18 protein-coding genes and 1 tRNA gene are annotated in these 21,097 nt (G+C 52.8%); 14 read left to right on the top strand and 5 right to left on the bottom strand.

All coding sequences use genetic code 11. The annotated features are described in order from the left end of the window. From PHC90_11345 to PHC90_11280, 14 genes are all read left to right on the top strand, one after another. Positions 1-2,691, top strand: a 2,691-nt coding sequence (locus PHC90_11345; GenBank protein MDD3846939.1) for a hypothetical protein, incomplete at its 5' end; no start/stop codon positions are given. Beyond that, on the top strand, positions 2,688-3,227 hold the full coding sequence (locus PHC90_11340; GenBank protein MDD3846938.1) for a prepilin-type N-terminal cleavage/methylation domain-containing protein: 540 nt from the start codon (positions 2,688-2,690) through the stop codon (positions 3,225-3,227). The genes PHC90_11345 and PHC90_11340, both read left to right, overlap by 4 nt. After that, positions 3,208-3,630: a prepilin-type N-terminal cleavage/methylation domain-containing protein gene (locus tag PHC90_11335; GenBank protein ID MDD3846937.1), complete on the top strand. Its 423-nt coding sequence runs from the start codon at positions 3,208-3,210 to the stop codon at positions 3,628-3,630. The genes PHC90_11340 and PHC90_11335 overlap by 20 nt, the downstream gene beginning before the upstream one ends. A 15-nt stretch (positions 3,631-3,645) precedes the next feature. Beyond that, positions 3,646-4,761 (top strand): prepilin-type N-terminal cleavage/methylation domain-containing protein, encoded by a 1,116-nt coding sequence (locus tag PHC90_11330; GenBank protein MDD3846936.1) that lies wholly within the window; start codon positions 3,646-3,648, stop codon positions 4,759-4,761. Between the two features lie 19 nt (positions 4,762-4,780). After that, positions 4,781-5,434 carry a hypothetical protein gene (locus PHC90_11325; GenBank protein MDD3846935.1) on the top strand — a complete coding sequence of 218 codons (654 nt, stop codon included), beginning with the start codon at positions 4,781-4,783 and terminating at the stop codon, positions 5,432-5,434. A 73-nt stretch (positions 5,435-5,507) separates the two neighbouring features. Further along, on the top strand, positions 5,508-6,218 hold the full coding sequence (locus tag PHC90_11320; GenBank protein ID MDD3846934.1) for a putative Ig domain-containing protein: 711 nt from the start codon (positions 5,508-5,510) through the stop codon (positions 6,216-6,218). A gap of 416 nt (positions 6,219-6,634) precedes the next feature. After that, the gene (gene pilM, locus PHC90_11315; GenBank protein ID MDD3846933.1) at positions 6,635-8,263 is read left to right on the top strand and encodes a type IV pilus assembly protein PilM; all 1,629 of its coding nucleotides are present in this window, start codon (positions 6,635-6,637) and stop codon (positions 8,261-8,263) included. Between the two features lies 1 nt (position 8,264). Then, on the top strand, positions 8,265-8,801 hold the full coding sequence (locus PHC90_11310; GenBank protein ID MDD3846932.1) for a PilN domain-containing protein: 537 nt from the start codon (positions 8,265-8,267) through the stop codon (positions 8,799-8,801). Then, positions 8,798-9,439 carry a type 4a pilus biogenesis protein PilO gene (pilO, locus tag PHC90_11305; GenBank protein MDD3846931.1) on the top strand — a complete coding sequence of 214 codons (642 nt, stop codon included), beginning with the start codon at positions 8,798-8,800 and terminating at the stop codon, positions 9,437-9,439. The genes PHC90_11310 and pilO overlap by 4 nt, the downstream gene beginning before the upstream one ends. A gap of 103 nt (positions 9,440-9,542) precedes the next feature. Continuing rightward, a complete protein-coding gene (locus PHC90_11300; GenBank protein MDD3846930.1) occupies positions 9,543-9,896 on the top strand; it encodes a hypothetical protein in 354 nt (117 codons plus the stop codon). 22 nt (positions 9,897-9,918) lie between these two features. Beyond that, positions 9,919-11,361 (top strand): type IV pilus secretin PilQ, encoded by a 1,443-nt coding sequence (pilQ, locus tag PHC90_11295; protein ID MDD3846929.1) that lies wholly within the window; start codon positions 9,919-9,921, stop codon positions 11,359-11,361. Continuing rightward, complete coding sequence (locus tag PHC90_11290) at positions 11,362-12,663, top strand: hypothetical protein (GenBank protein MDD3846928.1); 1,302 nt, start codon at positions 11,362-11,364, stop codon at positions 12,661-12,663. Positions 12,664-12,686: 23 nt separating this feature from the next. Continuing rightward, entirely contained in the window at positions 12,687-13,376 is a 690-nt protein-coding gene (locus tag PHC90_11285; GenBank protein MDD3846927.1) for a pseudouridine synthase, read from the top strand. Positions 13,377-13,617: 241 nt separating this feature from the next. Beyond that, a complete protein-coding gene (locus PHC90_11280) occupies positions 13,618-13,833 on the top strand; it encodes a hypothetical protein (GenBank protein ID MDD3846926.1) in 216 nt (71 codons plus the stop codon). A 255-nt stretch (positions 13,834-14,088) separates the two neighbouring features. Here PHC90_11280 and PHC90_11275 read toward each other — a convergent pair whose 3' ends face one another. From PHC90_11275 to PHC90_11255, 5 genes are all read right to left on the bottom strand, one after another. Next, complete coding sequence (locus PHC90_11275; protein MDD3846925.1) at positions 14,089-14,601, bottom strand: chemotaxis protein CheW; 513 nt, start codon at positions 14,599-14,601, stop codon at positions 14,089-14,091. A 27-nt stretch (positions 14,602-14,628) separates the two neighbouring features. Next, the gene (locus tag PHC90_11270) at positions 14,629-16,305 is read right to left on the bottom strand and encodes a methyl-accepting chemotaxis protein (protein ID MDD3846924.1); all 1,677 of its coding nucleotides are present in this window, start codon (positions 16,303-16,305) and stop codon (positions 14,629-14,631) included. A gap of 157 nt (positions 16,306-16,462) precedes the next feature. Further along, positions 16,463-17,359 (bottom strand): LuxR C-terminal-related transcriptional regulator, encoded by an 897-nt coding sequence (locus PHC90_11265; GenBank protein ID MDD3846923.1) that lies wholly within the window; start codon positions 17,357-17,359, stop codon positions 16,463-16,465. 76 nt (positions 17,360-17,435) lie between these two features. After that, on the bottom strand, positions 17,436-20,081 hold the full coding sequence (locus tag PHC90_11260) for a PAS domain S-box protein (GenBank protein MDD3846922.1): 2,646 nt from the start codon (positions 20,079-20,081) through the stop codon (positions 17,436-17,438). Positions 20,082-20,972: 891 nt separating this feature from the next. After that, positions 20,973-21,066, bottom strand: a tRNA-Ser gene (locus tag PHC90_11255). Between the last annotated feature and the right edge of the window lie 31 nt (positions 21,067-21,097).

Here is a 21,097-nt window from a genome sequence, read left to right as displayed (position 1 = left end):
GACCTGACGGGGAGCCAGAACGTTACAACTTACACCGTATACGCTTTTGGAACCGGAACGGAAGGGAAGAACGCCATGAAGGCGACGGCCATGTTCGGCGGGTTCGACCCTTCGTCGACCAGCAGTTATCCGTATCCGTATACTACCTGGCCTTCCACGGACAGCCGGTATATAAATTTTCCCCTGACCCAGTGCGACTATCCGACACGATGGGATGCCCAGTGTGTCCAGTGGGACAAGAGCAAGGCGAACGTGCCCTACAACTATTTTGAGGCCGATGACGGCAATCAGATGGCCACCCAGCTCGAGAACGCTTTGCTTGACATGCTTCGACGCGCCTCTTCGGGCACGGCTGCGTCGGTCCTCGCATCCGCTGAAGGCAGTGGGGCCAACATCCTGCAAGCCTTCTTCTTTCCCAAGCGGATGTTCGATGACGCGGAGATTGACTGGACCGGCGAGATGCAGAACCTCTGGTACTACATCGATCCCCAGATAGGCAACAGCACCATCCGCGAGGACACGGTCCGCAACAATGTCCTTGATATTTTCAGTGATGACATCATTGAGTATGAATTCGATGTGGGTCTGGGAAAAACGCGGGTGAGAAGGTACCAAACCAACGCGAGTGCTCAGAAGGGGACGGAAGACAACCCTTCTCCCGTTGAGCTTGACGAGACCAGGAACCTGTGGGAGGCCGGTATCATATTGTGGGCCAGGGACCTGGCAACGTCACCCCGCACGATCTATACCACTGTTGACGGGACAAATCGCATTGATTTCAGCACAGCAGAGGCCACCTCGAACGGGACTCTTCAGACCTATCTTCAGGCAACGGGCGACCCCACAACGGCCCAGAACATTGTCAATTACATTCATGGTTATGACATCGCGGGCTACCGGAACAGGACGGTGACAACATCGTACGCCAGCAGCACCGGCACGCACGTTTGGAAGCTGGGCGATATTGTTTCGTCCACACCCCGCCTCAAGGCGTCGTTTCCTCTGAACTCCTATCACCTGTATCCATCAGAGGGGTATAATGACCGCACGTACTATCAGTACGTCAACGATGTCGATGCCGCCGGCAATTCGACGGGCAGCTACAAGCAAAGGGGAATGGCCTTCGTGGGTGCCAATGACGGCATGCTCCACGCATTCGAGTTGGGCAAGCTCACCTTCAGCAACCTGGCGAGCACGGAAGCTGCGCGCCTGGAGACAGTGGACGTGGCGCTTGGGACGGAGCGGTGGGCTTACGTGCCGAGGGGTGCGTTGCCGTATCTCAAATATCTCACGAGTGCGACCTACTGCCATGTGTTCTACGTGAACCAGCCCGTGGTCATTGTCGATGCCAGCGTCAACGCGGGCGGCTCCTTGAGCCAGGACGCGAGCTACACGAAGACGAGATCAAGCTGGCGGACCATTCTTATCGGCGGGATGGGCATGGGGGGCGCGTGCCGTGACAGCACCTCAACCTGCAGCACAACAGATGACTGCGTAAAGACACCCATCACGGGAGCGGGTTTTTCCTCCTATTTTGCTTTCGATATAACGGACCCTACGAACCCCGTCCTGCTCTGGGAGTTTTCCCGGGACGATCTGGGATTTTCCACGACAGGTCCCGCCATCGTGCGGGTAGGGGACCCTTCCAAGAATGGAAAGTGGTATGCGGTCTTCGCGAATGGTTCCACGGGTCCCATAAATACAACCTACCATCAGTTCATGGGCTCCTCGGATCAGAATTTGAAATTCTTTGTCCTCGATCTTTTGAGCGGTCCCAAGTCATCGGTAACCGTCATCGATACGGGTATCGAGAAGGCATTCGGCGCCAGCCTGGCGAATTCATCTTTTGACGTGGACAGGGGCGATCCGAATGCATCGGGTGCCACGCCATATTCCGACGATGTGATCTATATGGGGTATACGAGGAAGGGCACCACGGCATGGACAAAGGGCGGTGTCGTTCGCCTGATGACGCGCAACGATCCCAATCCGGCGAACTGGGCCGCCAGTACCGTTATAGACAATATAGGCCCCGTTACGACAAGTCTGACCAAATTACAGGACCGCAGGAAGGGAAAGCTCTGGCTCTATTTCGGCACGGGCCGGTATTTTTACCGTCTTGACGATGGGGCGACAATTGACGACCCCGACAGCCAGCAGGCGTTCTATGGAATAATGGAACCCTGTTACACGTCATCGACCAACATGATGAACGTGACGTGCACGATCACGCGTACTGTAGGAGATCTCCAGAATCAGACAGGCTCATCGTCAAATCTTTCTCCCACGGCACTCGGTTGGTATATCAATTTCCCGACGCCTGATTCGGGGTACAAGGCTCACCGTGTCCTGGCCCAGCCCGTGGCCTCATACAACGGTGTCGTCTATTTTCTGACAAGTTCGCCATCCACTGACATCTGTTCCATGGGGGGTTACACGTATCTGTGGGCGACCTGGTATGATAACGGCGGTGCCCCACCAGCGTCGGCCCTCTCCGGAATGGTGGTGACACAGCTCTCCACCGGTCAGATCGCCACACCTATTTTGAAGACGGCCAGCGGTTCATCGGCCCTGACCATTGCCGGAGGAAAAGCAATGGCAGTCGGCCAGGGCGTGAACATTGGAGGAGGCTTCTCCTTATTGGGTCCGCCGAAGCCGATAAGAAAGATATTGCATATGAGAGAAAGATGAAAACGTGCAAGGGTTTCACGCTCATAGAACTTCTTATTGTTGTTGCAATGATTGCCATACTGGCCGGGATTGCGGCACCGAACATGTCGGGTTTTGTGAGGAAGAACAGGATTCACAACCAGACAAAAAGGATCTATAACGACCTCATGAACATGAGGATGATGGCGATGAACACCAACAGGACGCATTTTATGGAATTTGGTCTGGCAGGCAACAAGTACCAGGTGGTTGAGGATACCAATGGAAACAATGCCAAGGATGCGACTCCGCCCGATACGGTAAGACTTGAGAGAACAGCGATTGTTCCTTTTACCTTTGGGAATATCGATCCCGGAAGCGAGGCGATCGAGAATAATTTCGCCGGCGGTATGGCGGTCTTCGATTCCCGGGGTATTGCCACGCGACAGGGGGCGATCTGTATACCTTCGGTGAATCTCAAGCCGACGACCAACTGCATAGTCGTGGCACCCACGAGGATCAGAATGGGTCAATACAACGGTGCAGCAGGAGGGTGCAATGTCGCTGCCTGTAATTAAAAAAAACCGGAAAGGGTTCACGCTTATTGAACTTCTCGTTGCCATGCTTGTGCTCTCCATTGGTCTCATGGCGATGCTTGATGGATTGGCGAATTACATGAGGATCAATATGGATAACCAGATGCGCAATGAAGCGATGCGCATAGCCGAATCAACGCTGGAAACCCTGCGCAACGCACGATTCAGCGACGTCCAGGGCCATTCGGTTGTGATCACCTCTCCTGAAGTAAGGAGGATTCGAAACATCGATGTGTCCTATACCGTCAATTGGACGGCACGGAACATTATTCCAACGGGTGCCACGGCGGCCAGCAGCATTGCGGTCCAGGTGAAAGTCACCTGGAGCCATCGGAACATAGGGCATCGGCACGACGCGGCTTCCATTATCAGCACCGACGCATGAGGTGAAAGCAGCTATATGAGAAAGGACGAACAGGGATTCAGTTTGTTGGAGCTGCTCATTGCCATAGCGATCATGGGGATCGTCATGGCAATGAGCATGCAGCTCCTGCAGAGCCTTATCGGGGGACAAAGACAGCAGGCTGCGATCGTAGCCGGCCAGTTCGAATCAACCCTGGGCATGGAGATGATGAGAAGCGATGTGTCCAATGCCGGATTCGGGTTGGCCGACGAGTTCAAGAGCGCGCCCGGGACCTACAGTGAGGCCACAAGTAATCCCTCTCAACAGTTCAACGATGCACCTAACGTCCCCAAGGCCCTGGCGCACAGCAACAACGTGGGCTCGTTTACGGATTACATCGCAAATTCGGATTATCTGGTCATCAGGTCTCCCGCTGTCGGTATAAACAGCGCCGCCGGAAAGTGGACCAATATAACCGGCACGACAGTGCACATCTGGAACGATGTCAACCTCGACATGGTGAACGGCAGGGACTACATGGTCGTCATAAAACCCCGTTCAACTCTTGGGGGACGGGCACAATTGATCGTTTCGGCGGGTGCATACGCGCCCCAATACGTTACGTCGGCGCTGGACGTTGCATTTCAACCATCGACCAGCACTGGAGAGCGGTATCTCGCCTTTGGCATAGACGATACGAACATCCCCGTCAGACCCTTTAACAGGGCAGACTATTATGTGAAGAAGCCTTCGACTGCCAATCCCAACTGCGCATCAGGCACGGGATCGCTGGTCAAGTTCGCCTTGCCTCAAAGTGCGGCCGTGGACGTGACAGCCAACGAATTGCCCCTCATAGAGTGCGTTGCCAATATGCAGGTCGTTTTCAGGCTCGATACCAATCTTGATGGTGTTCCCGAGGATCCACCGGTAAATGACATATCCGGCCTCGACGCACTCGCGATCAAGGAACAGGTCAAGGAGGTGCGGGTCTACTTACTCACCCATGAGGGTATAATGGACAGGAGATTCAAATATGGAGGCGCGAATCCCATCACCGTCGGTCCGACAGCAGCACTGGGGACCAGTGTGAATCTCACCGCCTTCGGCACGGACTGGGACCACTATCGCTGGAAGGTCCATACTCTCGTGATCAAACCCAAGAGCTTTTACTGAAAAGGACTCAAGAAGGGATATGATGACACCTCGACAAATTACCGGAAAGCACAGGACGGATGCCGGTGTTGCCCTTGTGCTGGCATTGGTCGTTGTTTCTGTTGCTGCGGGGATCTTTGCCGCCATCATGTATTATGCCATGACAGGTTCGGAGGTTTCGGGTCTGCAGAGAAAGTACCAAAGTTCCAAGGAGGCTTCTCTCGGCGCCATCGATATTCTGACTAAAGACATTTTGCCCCGAGTGATATCGGGAACAGACCTCTCGACTGCGGTGAGCGGCATGGTGGTTGCCGACGTTCTCTCGGCGATCCAGGCAGATTCGGGGAAGGACGCTTGTTTCAGCGCCAAACTTTCCGGTGTTACGTCCACCTGGCCGGGTGGAACCTGTGATAGTGGCCCCGACGCCACGGTGAACAGCGATATAGTGTTCAATCTGAAGGGCTGGTCAGATTCCACAAAGCCCCTCGTAGTCAGTATGAAGGTTGTCGATACCGTAACCGGCAATTCTGACAGGACAGGGACGGTGCTGGAGACGGCGAGCGGCGTGGTGGATGACGCATCATCCATTATCAAGATACAGCACTTTCCCTTTCTCTACACGATCGTGACAGACGCGAGGCCCCAGAACAGCACGAGTGAACGCGCTAATATCGAAGTCCTCTATGCCTACTAGACGACCCATAAGAACCATAAAGCCCTCCCCATCGTCCGTGACCAGGAGGGGCAGTAAAAGGATTTTCCTTGTCATGGTCATTATCATCCTGGCCGTTCTCGTGGTCCTGTACATATTCCTGACCAGGAATCCGTCGGAACCAACCCGGCAGTCTCCCCGCGATGAAGCAGCCGCCGGCGGACAGGCGACCGAGGCCGCATCGGAAACATCTGCGGATCCGGGCGTTGCCATGGGGAAGGCGAAGCTGCAGCTGGAATCCGCAGGCAACAAAAACATCATCAGGGTCGTTGTCGACAGGCCCGCAGGGGACGAAGATGAGGTCATGTACAGATTTGAGTGGACCCTCAATGGTCAACCCGCAGGGGACGGAAGCGACAGCCTGAGCGGATTCAAACGGGGCGACAGGGTTACCGTCAAGGTCACGCCTGTACAGGACGGGAAGGTTGGGTCATCAAAGATCCTCGATTTCCTGGTCCAGAATACGCCGCCGAAGGTAGTCGAGGGTCAGGACATGAAGATTGAAGGTAATACCTTTTCCTACCAGGTGAAGGGTGTCGACCAGGATGGTGATGCACTATCATACAGCCTTGAGGATGCTCCGCAGGGCATGACGATAGACCCTCAGACCGGAGAGATCCGATGGCAGTTGAAGGAGAGCGACTACGGGGAGCGTATCATCAAGGCGAAGGTCAGCGATGGAAAAGGGGGAGTCACAAACTACAGCCTTAAGGTCGATTTCCAAAAACCGTCCCGTGAAAAGAAGGCCGGAGACAATCAAAAATGATCATTCAAGCTCTTTCTCCCGCACTAAGCATGATTGCTTGATTTTATTAGCCATTACAAACAAATAATTGCATCGTGTCCATAATATCTCACGTTTCTTTACCTTGTCATATCGTGGCGTTACAAGTAAAACGTGAGGAACTTGAATTAATATGAGGCCTAACCTGGAAAAAAATGTAGGTAAAAAACTGTTGACAAAAAAATGGGCTTCTGCTAGCTTTTCAGCATGATAGGGGTTATAAAAACTGCGTTCCATCCCCAAAAGGGCGGCATATAGCCCAGTATATTATCCGGTGATCGGTCAGGGCACATAGTTCCCTGCTGACCAACCGGGAGATGACACGACTGCTGCACCTGATACATCAAGGGAAATTGTTGCCCGGAAGCTCGGGCGCATGAACCGCATACAGGGTGACTATGGCAAATCCATTTGAAGCGTTAGGGACCTTTTTCCTTGTTGTGCCCATCGTGCTCTATCTGTTCAGCAGTTTCGTCCTTTACAGGATTGGGAACAAATTCGGGGTCGGTTCTTTCTGGCATTATCTTATCCCCTTTTACAATATGGTGCTCATGTGCAGATGCGGAGGCGTTTCAGCCTGGAATGTTCTGGGGCTTGTTGTGTTTCCCATCAGCATATACTCGACGATCAATATATGGGGCAGCATCGCCGAAAGGCTGGGGAAGAGCTACTGGCTGTATGGGATCACCACGCTGATCATCGGGGTACCCGTGTTGATCCTTGCCTTTGATTCTTCGAGACCGGGCGGAGGCGAGATCGCTGTACCTGAACCCGTTCCTGCGGAAACGCCTCAGGCGGAACCTTCCATGCAGTACAGTGAGCAGAAAGGTGCTTATGCAGGTTCCGACGATACGGGACCCACGGAGGACCAGAAGGAGGAAGGACCGCTCCTGCAGGAAGAGCTTGCCCCGGTGGTTGCCGACACCAGGCAGAAAAAGTATAAGACGAAAAGAGGCCTTTTCGAGTCCATCAAGGAATCGGGAATGTTCAGCAGTTTTGTCATCAAGCAGATGGATGAGATTGTGGGCATCGATATCGGCACGACATCCATTAAGATGTGCGGTTTGAAGAATGTCAAGGGCGTCTTTTCAATTCAGAATATAGTCAAAAAGACCTACGAGCAGGAACTCATCAGCGACGGCCATATCGTTGACATTGATTTCCTTGCCCAGGAACTGCAGGGAATGTTCAAAGAGAACAGCATCAAGTCGAAGAACGTGGCCTGCGCCCTGTCGAGCTATTCCGTGATCTCGAAAAAGATCACCGTTCCCTTCATGGACGATGAAGCGCTGGAGAACATGATCAGCGTCGAGGTGGAGAACGCAATTCCTTTCCCCATGAAGGACATCTATTACAGCTATTATGTTATCGGCGTGGATCCCGAGAAACAGAACATGATGAATGTGAAGATAGTGGCGGTCAAGAGGGAGATAGTAGACGCTTATATCGCCACCTTCAATATGGCCGGGCTTAGTCTGCAGATACTGGATGTAGACATGTTCGGCATATCGAACGTTGTGGAACAGATATATGCCCCGAAGGAACATTCCGTCCTTATCGTCGACATAGGCGCATCGGTCACCAATATCGCCATCCTGAACGGTGAGAATATAGAATTCACCCGTGAGATCCTGATCGGTGGGAAATACCTCACCAGCCAGATACAAAAGTCGATCAAGGTCAAGTATAAAGAAGCGGAAGAGAAGAAGATCGCCGCTGACTCCGATGTGGTGTATCTCTTTGAGGACTTTATCTTCAATATATCGTCGGAAATAAACAAGACAGTCCGGTTCTACCTTGCGACAAAACCGAAGGAGACCATAGGAAAGATCTTCGTAACGGGAGGTTCTTCGCTTCTGCCGGGGATCAAGGAAAAGATCGTCGATGAAACAGGCATCCCCGTGGAGGTCATCGATCCTTTTCTCCTTGTCCAGGCGGGAGCGCAGGCGGGTTTATACGGGGAACTCAAAGAGGCGATGGTGGTCCCCGTCTACCTGTCAACCCGGGTAACGGATCTTATGGGATGATATGATAAAGGTTAATCTCTTACCCTACAAGAAATCAAGAACGAGCACCCTCAAGATCAATATTGTCACGTTTGTGCTGATGCTGATCATAGGCAATATATTGTTCTGGTCCTTTTACGTCTACAATGAGCGGGATATCGGTGATTATGAACGAAACATCAGGGCGACACGGCAGGAGTTGGCAAAACTGCAGCCCTTCTACAAGGAATACCAGAGGATACAGGCGGCAAAGAAAGAGATAGAGCGACGGATAAAGGTGGTCAACCAGTTGAAGGCTGGCAGGGCGCTTGCGGCAAGATCGCTCTTTGACCTTTCAGTGACGATGAAAGAGGGGGTATGGCTTAAATCATTCAAGAAGAAGGACGATAAATTCGAGATAGAGGGGAGATCACTCGTCAACGAATCGATATCGGACTTCATGGAAACCCTATCGAGTTTGCCCTACATGAAGAATGTTGAATTGAAGAGCATTCAGGACGTGACCGAAGAGGGTCTCGTGATCAAGAAGTTCATCGTTCAGGGGAATATGTCGTTATGAGAGTTGGATTTGAGCCGAAGAGTCTTGGAAAAAAGATAGAGAAAATACCTCAGAAGTATATTCTCATCGTCATGGTGGTGCTTGTGATCGTTGTGCTGGCGGCCCTCTATTATTTTCTGATGGTGCCTCAGCTCGAAACGAAGGCGAAAGTGGAGAGGGAATACCACGAGGTACAGCTGGAACTGGGCAGGCTCAAAAGCATCCAGCAGAACATTGCAAAACATCGCAAGGAGTATGAGCAAATGCAGGAGCTTCTCCAGGAGGTCATGAGACAACTGCCGGAATCGAAGGACATCCCGAACCTCTTGAGGAGCGTGACCTCTGTCACGGAGGAAACACGCCTGAAGGTCAAGCAGTTTGAGCCCAAGCAGATGAAACACAAGGATTTCTATTCGGAAATGCCTTTCGAGATCAAGTTCCAGGGAAGATTCAGCAGCCTTGCATCCTTCCTGGATGGAGTGAGAAAGCTGGAACGTATTATCAGCGTAGCCGACTTTACGGTGGAGGCAAAGGGTCCCCCGAACAACGTTCATCTCGAGGGATCATGCAATGCCAATGCATATGTATATTTGAGGGAGCCCATAAAAAAACCACCGGCAAAAGGAGCGAAAAAGGCGAATGTCCCGCGTGCAAAGTAGTCTCATATTCAGCGTTTGCTTTTTGCTGGGTGTTTCTTGTGCTTACGCGCAGAATCCCAAGGCGCCGCCCGTAAAAAAGGAGGCGGCCGCGGAGAAGTTCAACGTGGAAGATTTTGCATACGACGGGGAGGGCAGGAATCCCTTTGAGCCTATCCTGCTTCTGAAGGCGAAGACATCAAGGGGTGCAAGCATCAGGTCATCGAGGGAGAAGAAGGGATCAGATAAGGTCGGCTATGAGCTCGAGGAATTGCGGTTCGTCGGCGTCATCAAGAGCGGAACCGGTACGATGATCGCCATGATGGAAGACATGCAGGGAAAGGGTATCTTCTTCCGGAAAGGGGACCACCTGAACAAGAATATGTGGGTGATGGACGTTTCAGCGAGCAATATGGTAGTTGGCCATAAGACAAGAGGGGAGACAAAGAAGATCGTTGTTGATATCCCCTCGAAAAACTGAAGGGTGAAATATGAGTAGAAAAATGGTGGTATTATTTTTTCTGTTACTTTTAATTATACCCTTATTGTGTTTCAGCCAATCAGCGAGAAGACCATCCTCGGCTTCAAAGGTTTCTTTTGATTTCATGGATGCTGACGTGAGGAACGTCGTCAGGATCCTTGCGGAGGTTGCGGGAAAGAATATCGTAATATCGGATGCCGTAAAAGGCAAAATTACGATGAAGCTCGACAACGTTTACTGGGATGAGGCGCTGGAACTGGTGGTTGAAACGGGGGGTTTGAGGAAGATAGAGGCGGACAAGATTATCCGTGTTGTCACCGTCAAGGAATACGACGATGAAATAAAGAGAAAGATGGGCGAGAGGGAATCCTTTAGAAAGGACCGTCTCGAGAGACAGAAAATGGGCGAGGAATTCGTGACCGAGACGATATACCTGAGCTATGTAAGCCCTTCCGACATGGAGAAGATGCTCAAGGGCGGGTCCGATGCCGCGACTCCGGGAGCACAGAAGAAAGGCTTCGTGTCCGAGTTCGGGACGATTACGCAGGTCCATTGGAACAACGCGCTCATCATCAGGGATACAAGAGAGAACGTTGCAAACATGATCCGGATCATCAAGGAGCACGATACCAAACCGAATCAGATACAGATAGACTGCAAGATCGTGCAGGCAACCACCAATTTCTCAAGGGAATTGGGGATACAGTGGGGAGTTCGTTCGGACCAGACATCGAAACTTCTCGGAAACAAGGAAGTGATGATATCGGGCGGTAGAAGCTTTTCATCCGCGACCGAGGAAGGATCGGGAACGATGGTGGCGACGACAAACCTTATTGGTTTCAGGTCCAACGGTTATGTCATACCGTATAATCTCAACCTTCCTGCCGCTGTGGGCGCCGGGAGCGGAGGAACGCTGGGGTTCTTCATAGGAAGCGCCACCGATGCCTTCCAACTGGATGTGCAGTTGTCCGCCCTCGAGGATGAGGGAAGGGGAAGGATTCTCTCCAATCCCAAGGTCATCACCTCGGACAACAAGAAGGCAATAATCCAGCAGGGTAAATCGATCCCCTACAAGACGTACTCGCAATCAGGCACCCAGACCCAGTTTGCGGAAGCCGTCCTGGGGCTTGAGGTCACACCTTCCGTAACGAAGGATGGTTACATCAGGCTGGAGATACTGGCAAAGAAGGATCAGGCGGATTTTGTGAATACCTCAGAGGGAGTTCCTACGATAGACAAGAAACAGGCATCCACGCTGCTCTATGTGAAGGATGGAGAAACAGCGGTCATCGGCGGAATATATGAGCGCGAGGAAGGATCGAGCGAGAACGGCATTCCCGGGTTGAAGAACATTCCGCTGCTGGGATGGCTCTTCAAGAAAGAGGCAAAGCTGGACGACAGGACGGAACTGCTGATCTTTATCACGCCGAGGGTAGTCAAAAACGTTTACAGGAACGAGGGGTAAATGAAAGCGATACTGGCTGTCATCGTATGCTTATCGGTTTTTATATCGGCCAACTGTCTTGCCGCCGGCGGGAACGACATGGTGGTGGGACAGATCACCGGCAGTCTTGAGAAGAAGTTCAAGATGCTCACAGGCGATAAGGCTTTCACGAACCTGGGGGGCAGTTCGGGGGTCATAAAGGGCGATATTCTCACCATTTTCCGCCAGGGAGACACGAATAGAGTGGATCCCATCGGTCAATGCGCTATAGTTGAGATGTACGATTCCAGGAGCGTCTGTGAGATCATCACAATGAACAGGGAGATCGGGATGGACACGGTCACCATCAAGAAACTGAACTATGATGATGCGCTGCTGTTCCCCCCCATCTTTACGTTGCTGACAAAAGTGGTGGAACCCTATTCACCGGAAAAGCATGTTGTCGTTTACGTTCATGACTTCTTTGATGAGAACCACAACCTGACCCGGTTCTCGGAGAGGATCAGAAAGGAAGTGAACAGGGTTTTTTTTCAGAAAAAGAGGATGAAAGCCGCGGGTAAGGCGATAAGCCCCGCTCTCTTTGCATATCTGCCAGGCGAATACAACGAGTACAATGCAACGATTGAAGATTACCTGAAGCGTGACCGGATTGATGTCATAATAGCCGGGACATATAAGGTGACCGGGGACAGGATTCAGCTTTCCTTTTACAAGATCGACAGGAACTGGGAAGATATAGCTCTCGACACCAGCATCGCGGGAAAACCTTACGCCACGATGGTGACGGAAGTGACCGTGCCATACAAGGCAAGGAAGAAGGAGCAGACGGTCTCCTGCGATGTCATATACAAGCCCGTGTATCATAAGACGGAGGGCCGTGATGAGCGCAATGCGATAATCAATTTCGAAACGCAGGACAACCCCATTTTGGAATATACGCTCAGAAAGGCGGAGTTTAATATCATAGCGCCCATCGACTTCACTTTGCGGATCGACGGCAACGAGATACGATTTGATAAATCTCATCAGTACCGACTGCCATTGACGACAGGCAAGCACGAGATAACGGCATCCTACAAAAAGGGTTTCTATTACAACGATACCTTCCTCGTAGCTCTGGCCGAACGGAATATGGTAAAGAAGACGGCAATGCTATCCATCGATAAGCCCGAGGACCTTGTCATAGAGATCGAGGCCGATCCCCTTCCCGGGCGAGAGAATATCACTTTCAAGATGTACCGGAAAGTCAGCCACACCACGACGATCGTCAAGCCCGTGCTGAAGAGGGAGATACTGAAACCAGTCGAAACTTATAAGGACTAAGTAGTTCTGGTTCGCAGGGTCAAATGGAAAGCCTGGTCAAATTCCTCGCCCGTGTCGGTCCCTTTCCCCGCAGGCATGCAGAAGCGTTGATACGTGCCGGCAAGGTCAAGGTCAATGATGCCGCAGCTGTCTCTCCGTCCTTGCAGGTAGGTCCTCAGGACCGTGTCTCCGTCGACGGGCAGGTTGTGAGCGCCGAGGCAATAAAGGTGTATATAGCGCTCAACAAGCCCGAGGGCTACATATCGGACCTCAAGGACCCCCGGGGGAGAAAACTGGCCAGAGACCTCATCAAACACGATCTGAGGCTCTTTCCCATAGGAAGGCTCGATTACAATTCGGAAGGTCTCATAATCTTCACCAATGATGGCGATCTCGCCAACTACGTAATGCACCCCCGATACAGTGTTAGCAAGGAATATCTCGTCAAGTTCAAGGGTTTGCTGCAGAAGGAATCGGTGGCAATGATGAAAAAGGGTATCCGGGTGGAGGGTGAACTCTATCAGGCGGATGAGGTCCGCCTCGTCAAGAGATCACCGGCAAATGCGTGGTACAGTATCGTTATCAATGAGGGGAAGAACAGAATGATCAGGAAAATGGGAGACGCCCTGGGGCATCCCGTCCTGAAACTCAGGCGAGTGCGTATCGGCAAGCTGCGGTTGGGAGACCTCAACCCCGGCGAATACCGCCATGTCGAAAAGAACGAGATAGTCTGATCACCCAAAGATGAACAAAGCCTGCCATTACCTTTTTTGATGTGGCCTTGAATCGTGGACCGGGTGACTGGTTCGCAATTTCTCTGGATTGTGAGGAGCACCGCGACCATCTTCGGGAAGACGGGGGACTCCTCCGGTACACGTTGTGCAAGGAGGTATTCAAGCTGGCGGGATTCAGCCTCTTCAGTATGAACTCGGGAACGCACCGAGGGAAGGTCCGCATCTCGTAGGGGGGCGACCGGTGTTGAGGCACATCCTCCGCATTCTTGCCACCGTTCAGGCGAAGGAGGGGATACCGCTTAACGGGAAACACGCGGCGCCCATTGAAAAGGGAACGGCTTTGGTGAAGGTGCTCATCGCCCTTTCCCGGAAGCTGGTGTGGTTCTTTTTCGCGCTTGTCCGGGATAAACGGTGTTGCACGGAGAGACTGCCCGCTGTTATGACAGAGACAGCATAGGGATAGAAGGATCTGATTCCGTCCTGCAACGTCGGGTCTTATAAGAGATCATGTTTTTGGTGCCGAATGACGTATCTGCCCAGCGCTGGCTCTTACGGAAGCATCACGAATGCTGATGGCGCATTGAGAGGCGCTCGCTAACCGTGACATCCACTACTGCAGCCCGACCCCGGTATGACGCGGAGCCGGGCTGCATTCCCTTCCTTCCATTCTTCGTTTCTGCCGTTCAATCGATTCAAGCGATTCAGACCGCCTTTATGCGTTCGCAGCCATCTTTTGTTCCGTTTCCGTCATCTCGTGGGCGGATGTTATCTCCTCCGCGGAGAAGACCTTGTTTATGTCGAGGATGATGATGAACCTTTCGTCCCTCTTGCCCATGCCGGAGATGAACTCCGTCCTCAGGTGGGTGCCTATCCTCGGGGCGGGCTCTATCTGTCCCGCCTCGAGCTCGAAGACCTCCTGCACGGAGTCGACGAGCGCCCCTATTATGATGTCCTCACCGTCGCATGAGACCTCCACGACGACGATGCAGGTATTGATCGTCCTTTCCATTGCTGACATGCCGAACTTGAGGCGCATGTCGAAGACGGGTACCACCGATCCCCGGAGGTTGATGACGCCCCGCATGTACTCGGGGCTCCGGGGGACCTTTGTCACGCTCTTGAACTCCAGTATCTCCCTCACGTTCGCAACGTCTATGCCAAAGGTTTCGCTACCCACCTGGAAGGTCAGGTACTGCCGTGTGTTACCACCAGAAAGAATGCTCATCTTATCCTCCTTCATAGGAAACTGTCTCTACAACCTCTCGAACTCGTTGTCCAATACGTCATGGTCGGCGTTTCGCCCGAGATCGAGGTGGATGCCTTGCGAAGGCTCTGCCGCGAGAGGCATTCTTCCGGGGGTTGCGGCAAAGGAAACGCTCTTTGCCTTTACCGGGCTCTTCTGCACGGAGACAGCCTTTTTTCCGGCGCCGTCGACCTTGAAGAATGACATGGTATTCTGAAGCTGTTCGGCCTGGCTGGCGAGTTCCTCCGATGTGGACGCCATCTCTTCCGTTGCCGACGCGTTCTCCTGGATGACCTGGTCGAGTTGCTGGATGGCCTTGGTGATCTGCTCGACGCCAACGGACTGCTCGTTACTCGAAGCCGCGATCTCCTGGACGAGCTCTGCCGTTTTCTGGATGTCGGGGACTATCCTTGTGAGCATATCGCCTGCCTTCTCGGCCACTTCTACGCTCGAGGAAGAAAGCTTCGATATCTCCGCCGCCGCCGTCTGGCTTCTCTCGGCGAGCTTTCTTACCTCTGTCGCGACAACGGCGAACCCCTTGCCGTGCTCTCCCGCACGGGCGGCCTCTATAGCGGCGTTGAGGGCGAGGAGGTTCGTCTGCCGTGCTATTTCCTCTATGATGGATATTTTCGTGGCGATGTCCTTCATCGCCACAACCGTTTGCGTCACCGCCTTTCCGCCTTCCTTTGCGTCGGCGGCGGCCTTCAGCGCTATCTTCTCTGTCTGGTGAGCGTTGTCGGTGCTCTGCTTTATGTTGGCGCTTGCCTGTTCCACGGACGAGGATATCTCTTCCGCCGATGCAGCCTGTTCTGTTGCTCCCTGCGACATCTCCTGGGAAGTGGAGCTCATCTGGTGGCTTCCGGAGGCGACATTGTCTGCAGCTCCGTTCACGTCGGCCACAACACTGCGGAGTTTTGCGACCATGTTGTGCATGGCTTCCAGAAGCTGGCCCATCTCATCCTTCGTACCGGCTTCCACCATCACCGTGAGATCACCCTCGGCAAGGCGATTGGACACATTGAGTGCGTGCGACACGGGGGCAGTGATGCTCCTCGTAATGAAGAGGGCAGTGAAAACAGAAAATAGCACCGCGAAAAGCCCGATGCCGATGAGGATGTTGCGCGTATTGCCGTACGTGGCTATCGCCCCGTCGTAAAGCTCGTTCATCTGATCGGTCTGATATCTTACGAGTTCAGCCAGGGCGCCCTGCGCCTTCTCCGTCGCCGGTCTCGCCTTGTCTATGTTTAACTGGGCGGCCTCTCTGAGCTTACCCGCGTTTACCAGTTCAACTATCCTCACATTTGACCCCTTTCCTTCGTTCAGACTGTCGAGGGCCTTCCGCACAAGCTCCTTTCCCTTCTGGGAGGTGTCTATTTTCGACAGGTCTTCTATGGCCTTCTTATAGGCCGATCTGCCAGCTGCGATCTTCGCGTTTGCTTTTTCCCGGACATCCTTATTATCAAGTGACGTCATAACGAGAACGCCCTCCACGATCTCCGATATGGAGGCCGAGGCGCTCTTGGCCAGCTCCACCTTCAGGTTACCCTGCTTGACGATATCGTCTATGTTGTCACGCATGGAACCAAGACCTATGATCCCCAGAACGATCATGACTACAAGCAACACACATACAATACCGAAACCTGCACTGAGCCTGACTGCGATCCTCAAATTTCCGAGCTTCATGATGGTCCTCCTCCTTAATTGTAGTGACTGCATATGAACACTTCTTATGCATCTTTGGCGGTAGCCCGCACTGACTATGCACTTGATTATTGTCGGGTTGGAAGGGTTCTGCTTAATGCAAGAAAACCATATGCTCTATCTAAGGAAAAAACTTATGTCAAAGTGACGAAAGGTAGGACATGAGATTGATTTTCACTTTGTTTATCCCCAGTTTCTTTCGGATGTTGGTTCTGTGAAAATTGACCGCCCCAGGCTCCATGTTCAAGACCTCGGCTATTTGTTTCGTGGACCTGCCGCTCCTGATCAGGTCGGCTATCCGCATTTCGGTCGGCGTGAGAAAGGCGCATTTCAGGCCGAGTTTCTGCAGAAAGGGAGAGACCAAATCCCTGAGATTGTCTTCAATGATATCGACATACGTCATGGAATAGGGTGGGAGGCTGCATTTCTTCAGTTTTTCGATGTAAGGAACCACCAGCCTGTTGATATTCGTGACTATCTTCTCCTCAAGCTCGGCACTGTCCCTCTTTCTTTCGTTGATCAACACCTTCAGGGCAGCATTCATCTCCTCCAGATGTGCCGACTTGACTCCTAGCTCGGCCTTCTCCAGTTCTTGTGCTTTCTTTCGCCGGGTAATATCCCTCCACACCGTGTACAGTATGCTCTTTCCCTCCATCGGGATGGCGACGAGGGAAACGTCGACCCACAGATCATCGCCATCGAAAGTACGGTGTTTCCAATCAAAACGGACCACCCCGTCCCGAAGGGCTTTATCCATCAGTTCCCTCGCCTTCTGCGACGAGGAACGTCCATCGGGCTGATTCCGCATCGATATGGCCGATGGATGAAGCCCGATCAGGCTCTTTTTGCCGGGGCAGCGCATGCACCGCACGGCGGCTTCATTGCACTCAACGAAGATGTCGCCTTCCATCACGAGGGCCGGATCGGGGGCCTTCTCAAAGAGAAGCTTGAACTTCTCCGCTCCGCCCGCAATGGAACCTGTTTCCTTTCTTCCCTCTTCTGATCCTTCGACCAGCTCCGGTCTGCTGCCGGGCAATGGTCTCCCCTTGATCAAGCCCCCTCGATCTTCCATTCCACCACACCCCTTTTCATATGTGCCTTTTGGGCTTTCCCTATTCCTTCAGCACCTTCCTTACCGCTGCGAGCATATCCTCAGGGGAAACGGGCTTCTTCAGAAAAAGAAACTGACCCGCCGAGACCCCCCTGTGGAGGATCACGTCATCGGTATGTCCGCTGTAGAAGAGTACCTTGATATCCGGCCTGACGGAGCGTGCCGCGTCATAGACCTCTCTTCCGTTTCTGCCGGGCATCACAACATCAAGGAACAGGAGGTCGATCCGGTCCTTCTCCCGGCTGAACCGCTCGACGGCCTCCTCGCCATTAGCTGCCTCGAGCACCGTATAACCGTAGCTTTTCAAAAGGTCTCCCGTAAATGTTCTCAGCGATGGATCGTCTTCGGCAAGAAGGATCGTCTCACCGCCTCCCTCCAGGCGATGGGCCTCTTTCTCTTCTTCCGCCGCGGCGGACTGCCGCGCAACGGGAATATACACCGAAAAAACACTTCCCCTGCCCCGTTCGCTTTCGACATGGATGTATCCCTCATGCTGCTCGACGATCCCGAGGGCCATCGAAAGCCCCAGGCCCGTGCCCCTGCCGGTCTTCTTCGTGGTGTAGAAGGGTTCGAATATGTGTTCGATGACATGGCTGTCCATTCCCGAACCGCTGTCAGTGCAGGAGATCACGGCATATTCCCTGCCTTCCTGAAGGCGGCCCGATCTGGCCACCGTTCCATCGACATCTCGGCGCTCGATGCGGATCGTAATGTTTCCCTTGTGCCGCATGGCGTCCCTGGCATTCGACACCAGGTTCATCAACACCTGTTCTATCCGGAAACGGTCTGCCATTACTACAACGTCCTGCGAGGCTGGTTCCACGACGAACTCGATATCTTCCGTAAGCAGACGTGAAAGGAGTTTTCTCGAATCCATGATGAGGCCATTGAGTTCCACAGGTTTCATGTCCATCATCTGCTTGCGGCTGAAGGCAAGGAGACTGTTCGTCAGATGGCTTGCCCTCGTCGTGGCCGCGAGGATCTCTCCGGCGTAAGAGTGGCGTGGATCGTCGGGAGGGTTCTGTGCCTGAAGCAACGAGGAATAGCCCATGATGACGGACAGAATGTTGTTAAAATCGTGGGCTATTCCGGCGGCCAGGTTCCCGACGGCCTCCATTTTCTGGGAATGAAGGTACTGACTTGCGAGTTCTTTCTGTTCCGTGACATCCCGTATCGACTCTATCGCTCCTATCCTGTTCCCATCCATGTCGAACAGGGGTGCTGCGGCTCCCCAGAGATGCCTTTGCTTCTGGTCGTTCATCATTTTCACGACGGCTTCCGCATAGAGCTCCTGTCCCGACCATTTCATGAACTCGTACCTGTCTTCCATTCCCGGATATTCTTCTTGGACGGCATCGATGAGCATCGGCCTTTTTTCCCCGTAGAAGGCTTCTGCGTAAGTGTAATCGCCTTTTCCCAGTATATCCTCTTTCCTTGTCCCCGTTAAGCTTTCCATGGCCCGGTTCCAGGCAATGACTCTCTTATCGTTGTCGATGACCAACGTGGCATCGGGAAGGAAGTCTATGATGTCGAACAGCCGTCTTCGTTCCGCCTCGATACGCTGCGCGGCCAACTCCCTCTCCGTGATGTCATGGAGAAATGCGAGCGTGACCTTCTCCCCCCCAAGTATCATACCTGCCGCGGAGACATCCACACTGATGACCTTCCCGTCCGTACGCAAACCTCTGAAGCGGTAATGCGGCAATTCTTCATCCCCCTGTTGTCTCCTGCGGTTTCTTTCCATGACCATCCCGCGATCATCGGAATGGACCCACGAATAAGGTTCTCCATTGAGCACTTCATCACTGTTCTGAAAACCGAACATGTCAAGAAAGAACTGATTAACGAAGATGTGCCTGTCGCCGGACACGATGGCAACACCTTCGTTCAGATGCTCGATCACCGTGCGGTACTTCTTGTCCGCTTCGCCAAGCGCTTTTTCTATCTGCCTGCGCCTGGTGACATCACGCGCGATCCCGCAAACACCCTTAATCCGACCCTCGCAATCCCGCATGGGGACCTTGATTACATGGGCAAGCACCGTGCGGTCACCGATGGCGATTGTGTTCTCGGTCTCAACCGTTTCGCCCCTGAGGACCCGCAGATCGTGCTCCTTTATCCATCCGGCCGTTGCCTCGTCAAACAGGTCCCCATCAGTCGCGCCGATCAGCCCTTCCCTGGATATTCCCGTCATGTCTGACATTGCGGGATTGGCATTGGAGTACCTGAGCTCGGTATCCTTGATAAAAACAGCATCGCGTACGGCATCAAAAAGGGTTCGGAAGCGCTCTTCACTTTCCCGGAGGCGCTCCTCCGTTCTTTTCTGGACCGTTATGTCCGCCATGATCCCCCTGAGCCCGATAGTACCATCGGAGAACGTTGCCGGGGTGGAATAGACAATGGCAGGAAACGTGGAGCCGTCCTTGCGCCTGATCGTATAGTTGGAAGGGTCGGTCAAATATCCTTCAGCCTTTCTCCTGAAACGCTCTATCGCTTCCTGTCTTTCTTCGGGGACCACGAGATCGAAGATCTTCATCTCCCTCATCTCCCCATCCGGATACCCTAGGATCTCCGATCCGATCCTGTTGATGAATCTTATCAGGCCTTCACTGTCTGCTTCGAATACCGTCTGAGGCAAAAGATCCATGCATTTCACTCCGGTCCCCCGCTGGTGCAGCATAAATTATGAAAAACAGAGCATGAGACACCCGCGCAATATTGCCGGTCTTCAAGCACTTTCTGCTATCCCGAGAGATTCTGTTCGATCTTGAGTAATCACAGGTCTCACACGAGAACGATCAAGACCAATCCTCACCCGTTATAACTAAACCGGAACAGAGACCGTTATCAATAGGGGAATTCCTGATTTCTACAGGAGATTTACCCGGAGGTCATGGGGTCACCCGGGCCTGGACAGGAAATGAACCAGCATTTTGTCTGCGCTCGGTGGGAGGTCGAGATACGCTTTGCTTTTAATCAGTTCCACGGTCAACCTTACGAACGGTTTCCCTTTTGCCGGCTTTTCCCCCTTTTCTTTCGAGCCTCTGACCGCTTCAGTGTTTTCGGCAGTTTTCTTTCGAGGGAAAGGGAATCGCGTATCGGTGTGATCTCGTCATTTTGCCGGATGATTGTGGCTGGTCCTGCTGAAGTGCTTGGTGATGAGGGGTGAACCTGGCGAAGCACCCGCATAAGCATTCAGTTGTGTCTTCGTTTTCGGCCTCTTCCTCAAAAGATCAATTCTGTTCCTTAAAGGAAGTGCGCCCAAGGCTTCTCCCGGGAAACCCGTGCAAGCCTTGGGTACCCACTCGGTTCTGATCATTACTTTTAAAAAAAAATGGGAGGTTCCTCCGAGGTTGCCGGCAGGCCCTTGTCGTCATTCCTGGCGGCCGCGAAACCTCTCTCCCCGAGGACAGCCGGGGGACACATTATACGAAATCGCATTGTCTGGATCGGACAATTATGTTTGTCTATCTGAGGATTATCTGAGAAAAGATTAGCTATTACATGTCTGTAACTATTGGATATTATGGACTAGTTATGGCGGAGAGGGTGGGATTCGAACCCACGGTACGCTTATTAGACGTACAGCCGATTTCGAGTCGGCCCCGTTATGGCCACTTCGGTACCTCTCCGTATGGTGAAGAACTGCTTGAGGAGCAATGC

This window comes from Syntrophorhabdaceae bacterium (assembly GCA_028698615.1).
GTDB lineage: Bacteria > Desulfobacterota > Syntrophorhabdia > Syntrophorhabdales > Syntrophorhabdaceae > Delta-02.
The sequence above is the reverse complement of the archived record's forward strand: the minus strand, read 5'-3'. Positions and strand labels throughout refer to the sequence as shown.

What these genes read in the sequence shown, in the direction of transcription:
- PHC90_11340 (MDD3846938.1), top strand. Translation starts at nt 2,688, where the DNA reads ATGAAAACGTGCAAGGGTTTCACGCTCATAGAACTTCTTATTGTTGTT.
- PHC90_11335 (MDD3846937.1), top strand. Translation starts at nt 3,208, where the DNA reads ATGTCGCTGCCTGTAATTAAAAAAAACCGGAAAGGGTTCACGCTTATT.
- PHC90_11330 (MDD3846936.1), top strand. Translation starts at nt 3,646, where the DNA reads ATGAGAAAGGACGAACAGGGATTCAGTTTGTTGGAGCTGCTCATTGCC.
- PHC90_11325 (MDD3846935.1), top strand. Translation starts at nt 4,781, where the DNA reads ATGATGACACCTCGACAAATTACCGGAAAGCACAGGACGGATGCCGGT.
- PHC90_11320 (MDD3846934.1), top strand. Translation starts at nt 5,508, where the DNA reads ATGGTCATTATCATCCTGGCCGTTCTCGTGGTCCTGTACATATTCCTG.
- pilM (MDD3846933.1), top strand. Translation starts at nt 6,635, where the DNA reads ATGGCAAATCCATTTGAAGCGTTAGGGACCTTTTTCCTTGTTGTGCCC.
- PHC90_11310 (MDD3846932.1), top strand. Translation starts at nt 8,265, where the DNA reads ATGATAAAGGTTAATCTCTTACCCTACAAGAAATCAAGAACGAGCACC.
- pilO (MDD3846931.1), top strand. Translation starts at nt 8,798, where the DNA reads ATGAGAGTTGGATTTGAGCCGAAGAGTCTTGGAAAAAAGATAGAGAAA.
- pilQ (MDD3846929.1), top strand. Translation starts at nt 9,919, where the DNA reads ATGGTGGTATTATTTTTTCTGTTACTTTTAATTATACCCTTATTGTGT.
- PHC90_11290 (MDD3846928.1), top strand. Translation starts at nt 11,362, where the DNA reads ATGAAAGCGATACTGGCTGTCATCGTATGCTTATCGGTTTTTATATCG.
- PHC90_11285 (MDD3846927.1), top strand. Translation starts at nt 12,687, where the DNA reads ATGGAAAGCCTGGTCAAATTCCTCGCCCGTGTCGGTCCCTTTCCCCGC.
- PHC90_11275 (MDD3846925.1), bottom strand. Translation starts at nt 14,601, where the DNA reads ATGAGCATTCTTTCTGGTGGTAACACACGGCAGTACCTGACCTTCCAG.
- PHC90_11270 (MDD3846924.1), bottom strand. Translation starts at nt 16,305, where the DNA reads ATGAAGCTCGGAAATTTGAGGATCGCAGTCAGGCTCAGTGCAGGTTTC.
- PHC90_11260 (MDD3846922.1), bottom strand. Translation starts at nt 20,081, where the DNA reads ATGGATCTTTTGCCTCAGACGGTATTCGAAGCAGACAGTGAAGGCCTG.